Raw genomic sequence first — 12537 nt, forward strand, 5'->3', positions numbered from 1 at the left:
GGCTCCCGTGAATGCAATGAGCCAGGGACTTTAGATGGCGAACCGTGAGATGACAAACACAAACGCATTGGGCACACCGCGCCGCACCGTGCTGGGTGCCGGCGTGGCGCTGGGCGCCACCGCCTTGCTGGGTCTGGCGGGTTGTGCCGGGCGGGAAGACGCCCCCGACTCCACCTTCGTGCTGCTGGACGGGCAGCAGCTGCGCACTGCCGACCTGCGCGGCAAGGTCACGCTGGTGAACTTCTGGGCCACCACCTGCGTGACCTGCGTGAAGGAAATGCCCGCCTTGGTGGCCACGCACCAGAAGTTTGCCGACCGCGGCTACGAGACCCTGGCAGTGGCCATGAGCTACGACCCACCGGCATGGGTCGTCAACTTTGCGCAATCGCGCCAGCTGCCCTTCAAGGTGGCGCTGGACAACACCGGGCAGATCGCCCAGGCCTGGGGCGATGTGCAACTCACACCGACCACCTACCTGCTGGACAAGCAAGGCCAGATCGTCAAACGCTATGTGGGCGAACCTGAAGCCGAGGCCTTGCACGCGCTGATCGAAAAGCTGCTGAACACCTGAAGGGCAGCGCCCACAAAAAAGGCCGGATCGTTCCGGCCTTTTTTGTCTCTGCACAGAAGCGCCCCAGGGTCAACGACCTCTGAAATCGTCGTGGCACGCCTTGCAGCTGGCACCCGCCGCACCGAAGGCGGTCTTGATGGCGTCCAGGTTTCCGGTCTTGGCCGCCGCGTTGAGCTTGGCGACCTCACCCTGCATCTTCTCGGCTGCGGCCTTGAATTTGGCTGGCTCGCTCCAGACTTCGGGCAGTGCGCGGGTCTCCCCCTTGTCGGTGCCCGGGCCGAAGCCTTCCCAAGGCAACTTGCTCATGGTCTCCACCAGGGCGGCGCTGTCGGCAGCCAGTTTGGGGTCGAAGGGCATACGGCCATTGGCCATTGCACCGATGCGACCGAAATGGGTGGCCATGACCGTGAGCGCTGCCTTGCGGTACTTGATGGCGTCCTCGGGCTTCTGGAACTGGGCCCAGGCCGGGGCGGCCAGGGTGCCGACGGCCAGCGCCAGCGCAAGTGGTGCAATCAACTTCATGGGATCTCCTGGGGGTTGATGGGGTGTCCGGCTCGTGGGCCGGCGCTCAATGAGCCGAACCGTTGGACCAAAGTTCCAAAGGAACCCGCAGGGTTTTACCCGATCCATGGACACTTCGAGGCCGGAGGCCACCATGCACACAGTTCGTATCTGGGATCTGCCCACCCGTTTGTTTCACTGGTCGCTGGCGATTTGCGTCGTGGCGCTGGTGGTCACCGGCAGCGTTGGCGGCGCCTGGATGGAATGGCACCTGCGGCTGGGCTACACCGCCTTCACGCTCCTGTTGTTCCGCCTGGTCTGGGGTTTCGTGGGCGGGCATTGGTCGCGCTTTGGGGCCTTCCTCTACAGCCCCTCTTCCTTGGTTGCGCACTTGCGCGGCCGTTCGCCGCTTGTCCACACGGCCGGGCACAGTCCGCTGGGCGCGCTGTCTGTGTTTGCCCTGCTGCTTCTGCTGGCGGTGCAAGTGGGCACTGGTCTGGTCAGCGACGACGAGATAGCCACGTTCGGTCCGCTGGTCCGGTTGGTGTCCGGCGACACCGTGGCCGCCGCGACCGGCTACCACAAGGAGGTAGGCAAGCTCATCGTTTTGGTGCTCGTCGGCTTGCATGTCCTGGCGATCATTTTCTACAAGCTGGTCAAACGCGAAGCGTTGACCAAGGCCATGCTCACTGGCGACAAGCAACTCCCCCAAGGGCTGACCTCGGCTCGCGATACGGTGGCAACGCGCCTGACGGCGCTGGTGGTTCTGGCCGGGTGTGCAGGTGTCGTCTGGTGGGTGGTCGGGCTGGGCGCGACCGGCTTCTGATTTCCCCTCGCTTATAGTGGGCGCCTCCAGCACCGGACCGGACCGCTCCTTCACCGATGACCGACCCCACCGCCTCCGCCGCCATCGAGCTGCGTCTGGTTGAGTCTGCGCAAGACATCGAAGCCGTGCGAGCGCTGTTTCTGGACTATCAGGCGTCGCTTGACATCGACCTTTGCTTCCAGGACTTTGAGCATGAGGTCGCCCACCTGCCCGGCGACTATGCGCCCCCCGCTGGCGCACTGCTGCTGGCCCTGGTGGATGGCGCCTCCGCTGGCTGTTGTGGGTTGCGGGCGTTGCACAACAGCGATCACCTCAACGCCTGCGAAATGAAGCGCCTGTTTGTGCGGCCGGCGTTCCGGGGCTTCGGGCTGGGTCGCCAGCTGGTTGACCGCATCCTCACGCTCGCCCAGATCGCTGGGTACACGACCATGCTGCTCGACACCCTGTCCGACATGGAGGCCGCTCGTGCGCTCTATCAGGAGGCGGGGTTTGTGGAGGTCGCTCCCTACTATCACAACCCGATCCCTGGGGCGCATTACCTCAAGGTCGAGCTCTGAGGTGGCGGTTGGATTGCGGTAGCAAAAAGGCCGCGGATGTCGCGGCCTTTGCATGATTCCTGACGCTCAAACAAGTCGTCAAAGAGCCTTTGCTTGAGCGAGCAAGGTGCCCGCGTCGCTCACTTCGAATTTGCCAGGTGCCTCGATGTTGAGTGACTTGACCACACCGTCTTTGACCAGCATCGAGTAGCGATTGCTGCGCAGACCCATGCCCCGTGCGGCCAGATCCAGGGTCAGCCCCGTTGCCTTGGTGAAGTCTGCGCTGCCGTCGCCCAGCATGCGGACAATGCCAGCCGACTTTTGATCGCGCGCCCAGGCACCCATCACGAACGCGTCGTTGACGCTGACGCACCAGATCTCGTCGACCCCTGCCGCCTTGAAATCACCGGCATGCTGCACAAAGCCCGGCACGTGCTTCGCTGAGCAAGTGGGGGTGAAAGCACCTGGGAGAGCGAAGATGGCAATCGTCTTGCCTGCGCTCGCCTTCTGCACATCCACCGGGTTGGGCCCGATGCTGCAACCATTGCCTTCGACTTCGCTGTATTCCATCAGGGTGCCGGCGGGCAGTTGGTCTCCGACCTTGATCATGGTGACTCCTCGTGGTTGGTGGATGCACAAACAAAAAAGCGACCGAATTGTCGGTCGCTTTTTTGAAGCGTGTCGCCCAGGGGTCGAAAGGGACTCAGACGATCGCGGCTTTTTGCACCAGACGGCTGGCCACCCAGTTCTTGGTCTTGGAGATCGGGCGGCTCTCGGTGATCTCGATCAGGTCACCCAGCTTGTACTCGCCGGTCTCGTCATGGGCGTGGTACTTGCTGGACTTGATCACGATCTTGTCGTAGATAGGGTGCTTGACGCGGCGTTCAACCAGGACCGTCACGGTCTTGGCACGCTTGTCACTCACCACCTTGCCGACCAGGGTGCGCTTGAGGGCGGGTTTGGCTTCGGTCATGGTTCGCTCCTTCACTTGGCGGCGGTGCGCTGCTTCTCGGCCAGGATGGTCTTGGCACGAGCGATCGCACGGCGGGTGTCGCCCAGCGTGGCGGTGTTGTTGAGTTGTTGCGTGGCCTTCTGCATGCGAAGACCGAAATGGGCCTTCTGCAGCGATTTCACTTCGGCTTCCAGGCCGGCCACATCCTTCTGGCGCAGTTCAGCAGATTTCATTGCGTGTTCTCCTGAATCACTGACCCAGCATGCGCGTCACGAACGTGGTGCGCAGGGGAAGTTTGGCGGCAGCCAGGGCAAAGGCCTCGCGAGCGAGTTGCTCGGGCACGCCCACGATTTCATACAGCACCTTGCCGGGCTGGATTTCGGCAACGTAGTACTCGACCGAGCCCTTGCCGTTGCCCATACGGACTTCGGCGGGCTTTTGCGAGATTGGCTTGTCGGGGAACACGCGGATCCAGATGCGGCCGCCACGCTTGACGTGACGGGAGATCGCGCGACGCGCGGCCTCGATCTGGCGCGCGGTCAGACGGCCGCGGTCGGTGGATTTCAGACCGAAATCGCCAAAAGCCACGGTGGCGCCACTGGTGGCGACGCCGGTGTTACGGCCTTTGTGCTCCTTGCGGTACTTGCGACGAGCAGGTTGCAACATGCTTATTCTCCTTTGCCGTCCGCAGCTGCAGGTGCGGGTGCGTCTTTGCGAACGCGCTTAACGGCGGGTTTGGTGTCACCACCCGTGGCTTCGGCAGGCTTGTCGCTGCCATCGGCCGGAGCGGCGTTGGTGCCACGGCGCACAGCGGCACGGGCGGTCGGGCCAGCCGGACGCTCGGTGCGTTCGCGACGCGGGCCGCGCGGGCGGCGCTCTTCTTCCGGACGGGGCTCGGCCACGACCGGGGCATCATTGCGGCCCAGGGTGTCGCCTTTGTAGACCCACACCTTGACGCCGATGACGCCGTAGGTAGTCTTGGCTTCAGAGGTGCCGTAGTCGATGTCGGCGCGGAGGGTGTGCAGCGGCACACGGCCTTCGCGGTACCACTCGGTACGGGCGATCTCGATGCCGTTCAGACGACCGGCGCTCATGATCTTGATGCCTTGGGCACCCAGACGCATGGCGTTCTGCATCGCGCGCTTCATGGCGCGACGGAACATGATGCGCTTCTCGAGCTGCTGGGTGATGGAGTCGGCGATCAGCTTGGCATCGATTTCAGGCTTGCGCACTTCCTCGATGTTGACGGCCACCGGCACGCCCAGCTTGACCGCGAGGTCCTTCTTCAGCTTTTCGATGTCCTCGCCCTTCTTGCCGATCACCACGCCCGGACGCGCCGAGTAGATGGTGATGCGGGCGTTCTTGGCGGGGCGCTCGATGACGACGCGCGAGACCGCAGCGTTCTTCAGCTTGCCCTTGAGGTACTCACGCACCTTGATGTCTTCGGCCAGCATGCCCGCGAAGTCGCGGTTGCTGGCGTACCAGCGGCTGGCCCAGTTGCGCGAGACGGCCAGGCGGAAGCCGGTCGGGTTGATTTTCTGTCCCATGTTCCTGTGCCTCTCAGTTGCCGACCGTCACGTAGATGTGACACGTGGGTTTGCTGATGCGGTTGCCACGGCCTTTGGCGCGGGCCTCGAATCGCTTGAGCGTCGTGCCTTGCTCGACGTAGATCGTCTTCACGCGCAGTTCATCGATGTCGGCACCGTCGTTGTGCTCGGCATTGGCGATGGCGGATTCGAGGGCCTTCTTCACGATGCCAGCGGCCTTCTTCTGCGTGAAGGTCAGGATGTTGAGCGCCTGGTCGACCTTCTTGCCACGAATCAGGTCGGCCACGAGGCGGCCTTTGTCCACCGACAGGCGCACGCCGCGGACGACAGAGCGGGTTTCCGTACTCATGGTGTTTCCTTACTTCTTGGCTTTCTTGTCGCCCGGATGACCCTTGTAGGTACGGGTCAGGGAGAACTCGCCGAGCTTGTGACCGACCATCTGGTCGGTGATGTACACCGGCACGTGCTGCTTGCCGTTGTGCACGGCAATGGTCAGACCGATGAACTCGGGCAGGATCATGGAACGGCGCGACCAGGTCTTGACCGGTTTCTTGTCCTTGTTGGCCTGGGCCTTCTCGACCTTGGCCATCAGGTGATGGTCGACGAAGGGGCCTTTTTTGAGAGAGCGAGTCATTTCGTCAACCCCTTACTTCTTGCGACGCGACACGATCATGTTCTGCGTGCGGCGGTTGTTGCGGGTGCGGTAACCCTTGGTGAGGTTGCCCCACGGATCCACCGGCGCGCGACCTTCGCCCGTCTTACCTTCACCACCACCATGCGGGTGGTCGATCGGGTTCATGGCGGTACCGCGAACGGTCGGACGGATGCCCATGTGGCGCTTGGCACCGGCCTTGCCGATCTGGCGCAGGCTGTGCTCGGTGTTCGACACCTCACCGATGGTGGCGCGGCAGTCGACGTGGATCTTGCGAACCTCGCCCGAGCGCATGCGGACCTGGGCGTAGATGCCTTCGCGAGCCAGCAGCACGGCGGAGGCACCAGCGGAGCGCGCAATCTGCGCGCCCTTGCCCACTTGCAGTTCGATGCAGTGAATGGTCGAACCCACCGGGATGTTGCGGATCGGCAGGGTGTTGCCCACACGGATCGGCGACTCAGAGCCGGACATCAGGGTCGCGCCCACTTCCACGCCACGCGGCGCGATGATGTAGCGACGCTCACCGTCGGCATAGCACAGCAGCGCAATGTGCGCGGTGCGGTTCGGGTCGTACTCGATGCGCTCGACCTTGGCCGGAATGTTGTCCTTGTTGCGACGGAAGTCGACGACACGGTAATGGTGCTTGGCACCGCCACCCTTGTGACGCGTGGTGATGTGACCGTTGTTGTTGCGGCCCGACTTCTGGTGCTGGGGTTCCAGCAGCGGCGCGTAGCCCGCACCTTTGTGCAGGGTTTCGCGCGTGACCTTCACCATGCCGCGACGGCCTGGTGAAGTCGGTTTCATCTTGATGACAGCCATGATTACGCGGCCTCCCCACCGAAGTTGAGCTCTTGACCCGGCATCAGCGTCACGTAGGCTTTGCGCACGTGATCGCGGCGGCCGATGGTCTTGCCGAAGCGCTTGACCTTGCCCTTCTGGTTGAGCACGGAGACGTCCTTGACCTCGACCTTGAACATCAGCTCGACAGCGGCTTTGATCTCGGGCTTGGTGGCATCGCGCAGCACTTTGAACAGCACGGCGTTGGATTTTTCTGCCGCCATGGTGGCTTTCTCGGACACGATCGGTGCCACGAGAACCTGCATCAGGCGACCTTCGTCGAATTGGGCGGTGCTCATGCGAACATCTCCTTGAGCTGGTCGATCGCCGCCTTGGTGACGATCACTTGCTTGTAATGCACCAGCGACAGCGGGTCGGCGTAACGGGGCTCGACCACCAGCACATTGACCAGGTTGCGCGAGGCCAGGTACAGGTTTTCGTCGACCTCATCGGCGATCACGAGCACCGACGACTTCAGGTTCATGGCCTTGAACTTGTCGGCCAACTGCTTGGTCTTGGGCGAGTCGACCTTGATCGACTCCACTACAGCCAGGCGGCCTTCACGAACCAGCTGCGAGAAGATGGAGGCCATGCCAGCGCGGTACATCTTCTTGTTCAGCTTCTGGCTGAAGTTTTCGTCAGGGCTGTTCGGGAAGGTGCGTCCGCCCCCACGCCACAACGGCGAGGACGTCATACCGGCGCGAGCGCGACCGGTGCCCTTTTGCTTGAACGGCTTCTTGGTCGAGTGCTTGACCATCTGACGGTCTTTTTGAGCACGCGTACCTTGGCGAGCGTTGGCCTGATAGGCCACCACGAGTTGGTGAATCAGGGCTTCGTTGTAGTCGCGACCAAAGACGGTCTCGGGCACGTCCAGCTTGGACGCAGCCTGACCCTGGTCATTGAGGAGTTCAACTTGCATCAGTTCGCTCCTTTGGCGGCCTTGGCCTTGACGGCGGGACGCACGGTCACGAAGCCGCCCTTGGCACCGGGCACGGCGCCACGGATCATCAGCAGTTGACGGGCTTCATCAACACGCACGATGTCCAGGTTCTGAATGGTTTTGGTGACGTCGCCCAGATGGCCCGTCATCTTCTTGCCCGGGAACACACGGCCCGGATCCTGCGCCATCGAGATGGAGCCAGGAACGTTGTGCGAGCGGCTGTTACCGTGCGAGGCGCGCTGCGAACCGAAGTTGTGGCGCTTGATGGTGCCAGCAAAGCCTTTACCGATCGAAGTGCCTTGCACATCGACCTTCTGGCCTGCGGCGAAGAGGACATTCGCTGCCACAACGGCGCCCGGCTGGTACTGGGCAGCAACGTCGGCGGCAACGCGGAATTCCTGAATGATTTCGCCTGCTTCGGCACCTGCTTTGGCGAGGTGGCCGGCGACCGGCTTGGCCACACGCGAGGCGCGACGCTTGCCGAAAGTGACCTGCAGGGCGTCATAGCCATCGTTGGCCTGGGTCTTGACCTGGGTGACGCGGTTGTTCGACACGTCGACCACCGTGACAGGCACGGCGTCCCCGTCGTCGGTGAACAGGCGCATCATGCCCACCTTGCGGCCCAACAACCCGAGGGAGTTGCTCAGACTCATTGTTTTCTCCGTTCCCGACTGCAATTGGCCGGGGCTGATGGTGCAAGGCCTGGGGCCTTGCGCGATACGTCGCCTCATTGGGCAACGCCACGAAACTCCGGCCAGAAGCCGGAAAGCCCGCCAGTATAGCCGGCGGGCTTTGGATCTGCAAGCGCCGCCGGGCGGCAGCGCATGAAACTGCTTACTGCAGCTTGATTTCGACGTCGACGCCAGCAGGCAGGTCGAGCTTCATGAGTGCGTCAACCGTCTTGTCAGTCGGGTCGACGATGTCCATGAGGCGCTGGTGCGTACGGATCTCGAACTGGTCGCGGCTGGTCTTGTTGACGTGCGGCGAGCGCAGGATATCGAAGCGCTTCATGCGCGTCGGCAAGGGCACCGGGCCCTTGACGATGGCGCCCGTGCGCTTGGCGGTGTCAACGATTTCGGCGGCCGAGGTGTCGATCAGCTTGTAGTCGAAGGCCTTGAGGCGGATGCGGATCTTTTGCTTGGTGGACATGGTGGCCGCTCCTTACTCGATGATCTTTGCCACGACGCCGGCGCCGACGGTGCGGCCGCCTTCGCGGATGGCAAAGCGCAGGCCTTCTTCCATGGCGATCGGGGCGATCAGCTTGACGGTGATCGACACGTTGTCGCCGGGCATGACCATCTCTTTGTCCTTGGGCAGCTCGATGGAGCCCGTGACGTCGGTCGTGCGGAAGTAGAACTGCGGACGGTAGTTGTTGAAGAACGGCGTGTGACGGCCACCTTCGTCCTTGGAGAGCACGTACACCTCACCGGTGAAGTGCGTGTGCGGCTTGATGGAGCCGGGCTTGCACAGCACCTGGCCGCGCTGCACTTCTTCGCGCTTGGTGCCGCGCAGCAGGATACCGACGTTGTCGCCCGCCTGACCCTGGTCCAGCAGCTTGCGGAACATTTCCACGCCCGTGCAGGTGGTCTTCTGGGTGGCCGCGATACCGACGATCTCGATTTCTTCGCCGACCTTGACCACGCCACGCTCGATACGACCGGTCACCACGGTGCCGCGACCCGAGATGGAGAACACGTCTTCCACGGGCATCAGGAAGGCGCCGTCCACCGCGCGCTCGGGCGTGGGAATGTAGCTGTCCAGTGCTTCGGCCAGTTTCATGATGGCGCCTTCGCCGAGTTCGCCCTTGTCGCCTTCGAGGGCGAGCTTGGCCGAGCCTTTGACGATGGGGGTGTCGTCACCAGGGAAGTCGTACTTGCTCAGCAGTTCACGCACTTCCATCTCGACGAGCTCGAGCAGTTCGGCGTCGTCCACCATGTCGCACTTGTTCAGGAACACGATGATGTAGGGCACGCCCACCTGACGCGCCAGCAGGATGTGCTCGCGGGTCTGGGGCATCGGGCCGTCAGCGGCCGAGCACACCAGGATGGCGCCGTCCATCTGGGCGGCACCGGTGATCATGTTCTTCACGTAGTCGGCGTGGCCCGGGCAGTCCACGTGGGCGTAGTGGCGGTTGGCCGTCTCGTATTCCACGTGCGCGGTGTTGATCGTGATGCCGCGCGCTTTTTCTTCCGGAGCCGCGTCGATCTGGTCGTAGGCCTTGGCCGCACCGCCGAACTTGCTCGCCAGCACCGTCGTGATCGCCGCCGTCAGCGTCGTCTTGCCGTGGTCCACGTGACCAATCGTGCCCACGTTCACGTGCGGCTTGGTCCGCTCGAATTTCTCTTTTGCCATGTCGATTCCTTCAAAAAGAACAACGCCCGTGTTGCGGTTTTAGGTCTGCACGCCACTGCTGATTCCCCCCGCACGGGCACAGGGAGGCGTGACGTCGCAGACCAACTGAAAAAACGAGCCGGCCTGGAAGGGTCGGCCCATCGAACTTATTTGGCGCGTGCAGCGACGATGGCTTCGGACACATTGCGCGGCGCTTCCGCGTAGTGCTTGAATTCCATCGTATAGGTGGCACGACCCTGCGACATCGAGCGCAGCGTGGTGGAGTAGCCGAACATTTCGGACAGCGGCACTTCGGCCTTGATGGCCTTGCCGCCACCGACCATATCCTCCATACCCTGCACCATGCCGCGACGGCTGGACAAGTCGCCCATCACGTTGCCGGCGTAGTCTTCAGGCGTCTCGACTTCCACGGCCATCATGGGCTCGAGGATGACGGGGTTGGCCTTCTTGCAGCCTTCCTTGAAGCCGAAGATGGCGGCCATCTTGAACGCCTGCTCGGACGAGTCCACGTCGTGGTACGAGCCGAAGTGCAGCGTGACCTTGACGTCGACCACCGGGAAGCCGGCCAGCACGCCGCTGTTGAGGGCTTCGATCACGCCCTTCTCAACGGCCGGGATGTATTCACGCGGCACCACGCCACCCTTGATGGCATCGACGAACTCGAAGCCTTTGCCGGCCTCGTTGGGCTCGACCTTGAACACGACGTGACCGTATTGGCCCTTACCGCCCGACTGACGCACGAACTTGCCTTCGGCCTCATCGACCGTCTTGCGGATGGTTTCACGGTAGGCCACTTGCGGCTTGCCCACGTTGGCTTCCACACCGAACTCGCGCTTCATACGGTCGACGATGATCTCCAGGTGCAGCTCGCCCATACCGGCGATGATGGTCTGGCCGGATTCTTCGTCGGTCTTCACACGGAAGGACGGATCTTCGGAAGCCAGGCGTTGCAGCGCAATACCCATCTTCTCCTGGTCGGCCTTGGTCTTGGGCTCCACAGCCTGCGCGATCACGGGCTCGGGGAAAACCATGCGCTCCAGCATGATGACGGCTTCGGGATCGCACAAGGTCTCACCCGTGGTCACGTCCTTGAGGCCCACGCAGGCAGCGATGTCACCAGCGCGAATTTCTTCGACTTCCTGGCGGTTGTTGGCGTGCATCTGCACGATACGACCGATGCGCTCCTTCTTGCCCTTGACCGGGTTGAACACGGAGTCGCCCTTCTTGAGGACGCCCGAGTACACACGCACGAACGTGAGCTGGCCCACGTACGGGTCGGTCATCAGCTTGAACGCCAGCGCTGACAGCTTTTCTTCATCGGCGGCCTTGCGCGAGGTCGGTGCCTCGTTCTCGTCGGTACCACCCACGGGCGGGATGTCCACCGGCGAGGGCAGGAAGTCGATCACGGCGTCGAGCATGCGCTGCACACCCTTGTTCTTGAACGCGGTGCCGCAAAGCATCGGCTGGATTTCCGTCGCGAGCGTGCGCGTGCGGATGCCCAGCTTGATTTCTTCCTCGGTGAGATCACCCTCCTCGAGGTACTTGTTCATGAGCTCTTCGCTGGCTTCGGCCGCGGCCTCGACCATCTTTTCGCGCCACTCCTTGGCCGACTCGACGAGCTCGGCCGGGATGTCCTGGTACTCGAACTTCATGCCTTGCGAGGCTTCGTCCCAGATGATGGCTTTCATCTTGAGCAGGTCGACCACGCCCTTGAAGTTGTCTTCAGCGCCGATGGGAATCACCACAGGAACCGGGTTGGCCTTCAGACGCAGGCGCATCTGGTCATAGACCTTGAAGAAGTTGGCACCGGTGCGGTCCATCTTGTTCACGAAGGCCAGACGCGGCACTTTGTATTTGTTGGCCTGGCGCCAGACGGTTTCCGACTGGGGCTGCACGCCACCCACGGCGCAGTACACCATGCACGCACCGTCGAGCACTCGCATGGAACGCTCCACCTCGATGGTGAAGTCCACGTGGCCGGGGGTGTCGATGATGTTGAAACGGTGCTCGGGGTAGGACAGGTCCATACCCTTCCAGAAGCAGGTGGTGGCGGCGGACGTAATCGTGATACCACGCTCCTGCTCCTGTTCCATCCAGTCCATGGTGGCGGCGCCGTCGTGCACTTCACCGATCTTGTGGTTCACGCCGGTATAGAACAGGATGCGCTCGGTCGTCGTGGTCTTGCCAGCGTCGATGTGCGCGGAAATGCCGATGTTGCGGTAACGCTCGAGAGGCGTGGTGCGGGCCATGGAAATACTCCGGAAAGGTTCGAGCCCGCCACCCCATCACAGGGCTTGCGGGCTCTCGGGTCAGGTTGATCGGAAGACTAACTGCCGAATCAGAAGCGGAAATGACTGAAGGCCTTGTTGGCCTCGGCCATGCGGTGCACTTCGTCGCGACGCTTCATGGCGCCGCCGCGGCCTTCGGTGGCCTCGATCAGTTCGTTGGCCAGGCGCATGGCCATGGACTTCTCGCTGCGCTTCTTGGCGGCCTCCTTGATCCAGCGCATCGACAGCGCGAGACGGCGGACGGGACGCACCTCGACCGGCACCTGGTAGTTGGCGCCACCCACACGGCGGCTCTTGACTTCCACCATGGGTTTGACGTTGTTGATGGCCACCGAGAAGATTTCCAGCGGGTCCTTGCCCGACTTCTTCTCGATCTGCTCGAACGCGCCATAGATGATGCGCTCGGCCACGGCCTTTTTGCCGCCTTGCATGATCACGTTCATGAACTTGGCGACTTCGACATTGCCGAACTTGGGATCCGGCAGGATTTCACGTTTAGGGACTTCGCGACGACGGGGCATGATTCACCTCTTGC

Annotated in this window: 19 protein-coding genes; 3 read left to right on the top strand and 16 right to left on the bottom strand. The window is 62.6% G+C overall.

Annotation, left to right across the window (positions count from 1 at the left end; genetic code table 11):
* The first annotated feature begins 49 nt into the window (after positions 1–49).
* The gene (locus KF871_RS00105; RefSeq protein WP_291136479.1) at positions 50–571 is read left to right on the top strand and encodes a TlpA disulfide reductase family protein; all 522 of its coding nucleotides are present in this window, start codon (positions 50–52) and stop codon (positions 569–571) included.
* Between the two features lie 69 nt (positions 572–640).
* On the opposite strand, the gene KF871_RS00110 is transcribed toward KF871_RS00105, so the two are convergent.
* Positions 641–1093, bottom strand: coding sequence for a cytochrome c (locus KF871_RS00110; protein WP_291136482.1), 453 nt, complete (start codon positions 1091–1093; stop codon positions 641–643).
* A 133-nt stretch (positions 1094–1226) separates the two neighbouring features.
* Here KF871_RS00110 and KF871_RS00115 point away from each other — a divergent pair, with 133 nt between their 5' ends.
* Both KF871_RS00115 and KF871_RS00120 read left to right on the top strand, forming a co-directional pair.
* On the top strand, positions 1227–1898 hold the full coding sequence (locus KF871_RS00115; protein WP_291137370.1) for a cytochrome b/b6 domain-containing protein: 672 nt from the start codon (positions 1227–1229) through the stop codon (positions 1896–1898).
* A 56-nt stretch (positions 1899–1954) separates the two neighbouring features.
* A complete protein-coding gene (locus KF871_RS00120; RefSeq protein ID WP_291136485.1) occupies positions 1955–2455 on the top strand; it encodes a GNAT family N-acetyltransferase in 501 nt (166 codons plus the stop codon).
* A 78-nt stretch (positions 2456–2533) separates the two neighbouring features.
* Here KF871_RS00120 and KF871_RS00125 read toward each other — a convergent pair whose 3' ends face one another.
* The 15 genes from KF871_RS00125 to rpsG form a co-directional block, all read right to left on the bottom strand.
* Entirely contained in the window at positions 2534–3043 is a 510-nt protein-coding gene (locus KF871_RS00125; protein WP_291136488.1) for a peroxiredoxin, read from the bottom strand.
* 94 nt (positions 3044–3137) lie between these two features.
* Entirely contained in the window at positions 3138–3407 is a 270-nt protein-coding gene (gene rpsQ, locus KF871_RS00130; protein ID WP_291136491.1) for a 30S ribosomal protein S17, read from the bottom strand.
* An 11-nt stretch (positions 3408–3418) separates the two neighbouring features.
* Positions 3419–3619 (bottom strand): 50S ribosomal protein L29, encoded by a 201-nt coding sequence (gene rpmC, locus KF871_RS00135; protein WP_291136494.1) that lies wholly within the window; start codon positions 3617–3619, stop codon positions 3419–3421.
* Positions 3620–3635: 16 nt separating this feature from the next.
* Positions 3636–4052 (bottom strand): 50S ribosomal protein L16, encoded by a 417-nt coding sequence (gene rplP, locus KF871_RS00140; protein ID WP_166228693.1) that lies wholly within the window; start codon positions 4050–4052, stop codon positions 3636–3638.
* A 2-nt stretch (positions 4053–4054) separates the two neighbouring features.
* The gene (rpsC, locus tag KF871_RS00145; protein WP_291136501.1) at positions 4055–4933 is read right to left on the bottom strand and encodes a 30S ribosomal protein S3; all 879 of its coding nucleotides are present in this window, start codon (positions 4931–4933) and stop codon (positions 4055–4057) included.
* Between the two features lie 13 nt (positions 4934–4946).
* Positions 4947–5282 (bottom strand): 50S ribosomal protein L22, encoded by a 336-nt coding sequence (gene rplV / locus KF871_RS00150; protein ID WP_009519300.1) that lies wholly within the window; start codon positions 5280–5282, stop codon positions 4947–4949.
* A 9-nt stretch (positions 5283–5291) separates the two neighbouring features.
* A complete protein-coding gene (gene rpsS, locus KF871_RS00155; RefSeq protein WP_291136506.1) occupies positions 5292–5567 on the bottom strand; it encodes a 30S ribosomal protein S19 in 276 nt (91 codons plus the stop codon).
* Positions 5568–5579: 12 nt separating this feature from the next.
* Positions 5580–6404: a 50S ribosomal protein L2 gene (gene rplB / locus KF871_RS00160; protein WP_291136509.1), complete on the bottom strand. Its 825-nt coding sequence runs from the start codon at positions 6402–6404 to the stop codon at positions 5580–5582.
* Between the two features lie 2 nt (positions 6405–6406).
* Positions 6407–6721, bottom strand: a complete 315-nt coding sequence (rplW, locus tag KF871_RS00165; protein WP_291136512.1) for a 50S ribosomal protein L23 — start codon at positions 6719–6721, stop codon at positions 6407–6409.
* Positions 6718–7341, bottom strand: coding sequence for a 50S ribosomal protein L4 (rplD, locus tag KF871_RS00170; RefSeq protein WP_291136515.1), 624 nt, complete (start codon positions 7339–7341; stop codon positions 6718–6720). Before rplD ends, rplW begins: the two co-directional genes overlap by 4 nt.
* Positions 7341–8015 (bottom strand): 50S ribosomal protein L3, encoded by a 675-nt coding sequence (gene rplC / locus KF871_RS00175; protein ID WP_291136518.1) that lies wholly within the window; start codon positions 8013–8015, stop codon positions 7341–7343. The genes rplD and rplC overlap by 1 nt, the downstream gene beginning before the upstream one ends.
* 181 nt (positions 8016–8196) lie before the next feature.
* A complete protein-coding gene (rpsJ, locus tag KF871_RS00180) occupies positions 8197–8511 on the bottom strand; it encodes a 30S ribosomal protein S10 (protein ID WP_291136521.1) in 315 nt (104 codons plus the stop codon).
* A 12-nt stretch (positions 8512–8523) separates the two neighbouring features.
* Complete coding sequence (tuf, locus tag KF871_RS00185; RefSeq protein WP_291136524.1) at positions 8524–9714, bottom strand: elongation factor Tu; 1191 nt, start codon at positions 9712–9714, stop codon at positions 8524–8526.
* 146 nt (positions 9715–9860) lie between these two features.
* Positions 9861–11963, bottom strand: a complete 2103-nt coding sequence (gene fusA, locus KF871_RS00190) for an elongation factor G (RefSeq protein ID WP_291136527.1) — start codon at positions 11961–11963, stop codon at positions 9861–9863.
* A gap of 89 nt (positions 11964–12052) precedes the next feature.
* On the bottom strand, positions 12053–12523 hold the full coding sequence (rpsG, locus tag KF871_RS00195; protein ID WP_291136530.1) for a 30S ribosomal protein S7: 471 nt from the start codon (positions 12521–12523) through the stop codon (positions 12053–12055).
* Positions 12524–12537 lie beyond the last annotated feature (14 nt).

Origin of the sequence: Hydrogenophaga sp. (genome assembly GCF_019635465.1) — a bacterium.
GTDB lineage: Bacteria > Pseudomonadota > Gammaproteobacteria > Burkholderiales > Burkholderiaceae_C > Hydrogenophaga.

Coding starts and splice junctions, on each gene's coding strand:
- KF871_RS00105 (WP_291136479.1), top strand. CDS start 50: ATGACAAACACAAACGCATTGGGCACACCGCGCCGCACCGTGCTGGGT.
- rplB (WP_291136509.1), bottom strand. CDS start 6,404: ATGGCTGTCATCAAGATGAAACCGACTTCACCAGGCCGTCGCGGCATG.
- KF871_RS00115 (WP_291137370.1), top strand. CDS start 1,227: ATGCACACAGTTCGTATCTGGGATCTGCCCACCCGTTTGTTTCACTGG.
- rplP (WP_166228693.1), bottom strand. CDS start 4,052: ATGTTGCAACCTGCTCGTCGCAAGTACCGCAAGGAGCACAAAGGCCGT.
- KF871_RS00120 (WP_291136485.1), top strand. CDS start 1,955: ATGACCGACCCCACCGCCTCCGCCGCCATCGAGCTGCGTCTGGTTGAG.
- tuf (WP_291136524.1), bottom strand. CDS start 9,714: ATGGCAAAAGAGAAATTCGAGCGGACCAAGCCGCACGTGAACGTGGGC.
- rpsS (WP_291136506.1), bottom strand. CDS start 5,567: ATGACTCGCTCTCTCAAAAAAGGCCCCTTCGTCGACCATCACCTGATG.
- rplW (WP_291136512.1), bottom strand. CDS start 6,721: ATGAGCACCGCCCAATTCGACGAAGGTCGCCTGATGCAGGTTCTCGTG.
- KF871_RS00125 (WP_291136488.1), bottom strand. CDS start 3,043: ATGATCAAGGTCGGAGACCAACTGCCCGCCGGCACCCTGATGGAATAC.
- rplC (WP_291136518.1), bottom strand. CDS start 8,015: ATGAGTCTGAGCAACTCCCTCGGGTTGTTGGGCCGCAAGGTGGGCATG.
- rpsQ (WP_291136491.1), bottom strand. CDS start 3,407: ATGACCGAAGCCAAACCCGCCCTCAAGCGCACCCTGGTCGGCAAGGTG.
- fusA (WP_291136527.1), bottom strand. CDS start 11,963: ATGGCCCGCACCACGCCTCTCGAGCGTTACCGCAACATCGGCATTTCC.
- KF871_RS00110 (WP_291136482.1), bottom strand. CDS start 1,093: ATGAAGTTGATTGCACCACTTGCGCTGGCGCTGGCCGTCGGCACCCTG.
- rpsJ (WP_291136521.1), bottom strand. CDS start 8,511: ATGTCCACCAAGCAAAAGATCCGCATCCGCCTCAAGGCCTTCGACTAC.
- rpsG (WP_291136530.1), bottom strand. CDS start 12,523: ATGCCCCGTCGTCGCGAAGTCCCTAAACGTGAAATCCTGCCGGATCCC.
- rplV (WP_009519300.1), bottom strand. CDS start 5,282: ATGAGTACGGAAACCCGCTCTGTCGTCCGCGGCGTGCGCCTGTCGGTG.
- rpsC (WP_291136501.1), bottom strand. CDS start 4,933: ATGGGACAGAAAATCAACCCGACCGGCTTCCGCCTGGCCGTCTCGCGC.
- rpmC (WP_291136494.1), bottom strand. CDS start 3,619: ATGAAATCTGCTGAACTGCGCCAGAAGGATGTGGCCGGCCTGGAAGCC.
- rplD (WP_291136515.1), bottom strand. CDS start 7,341: ATGCAAGTTGAACTCCTCAATGACCAGGGTCAGGCTGCGTCCAAGCTG.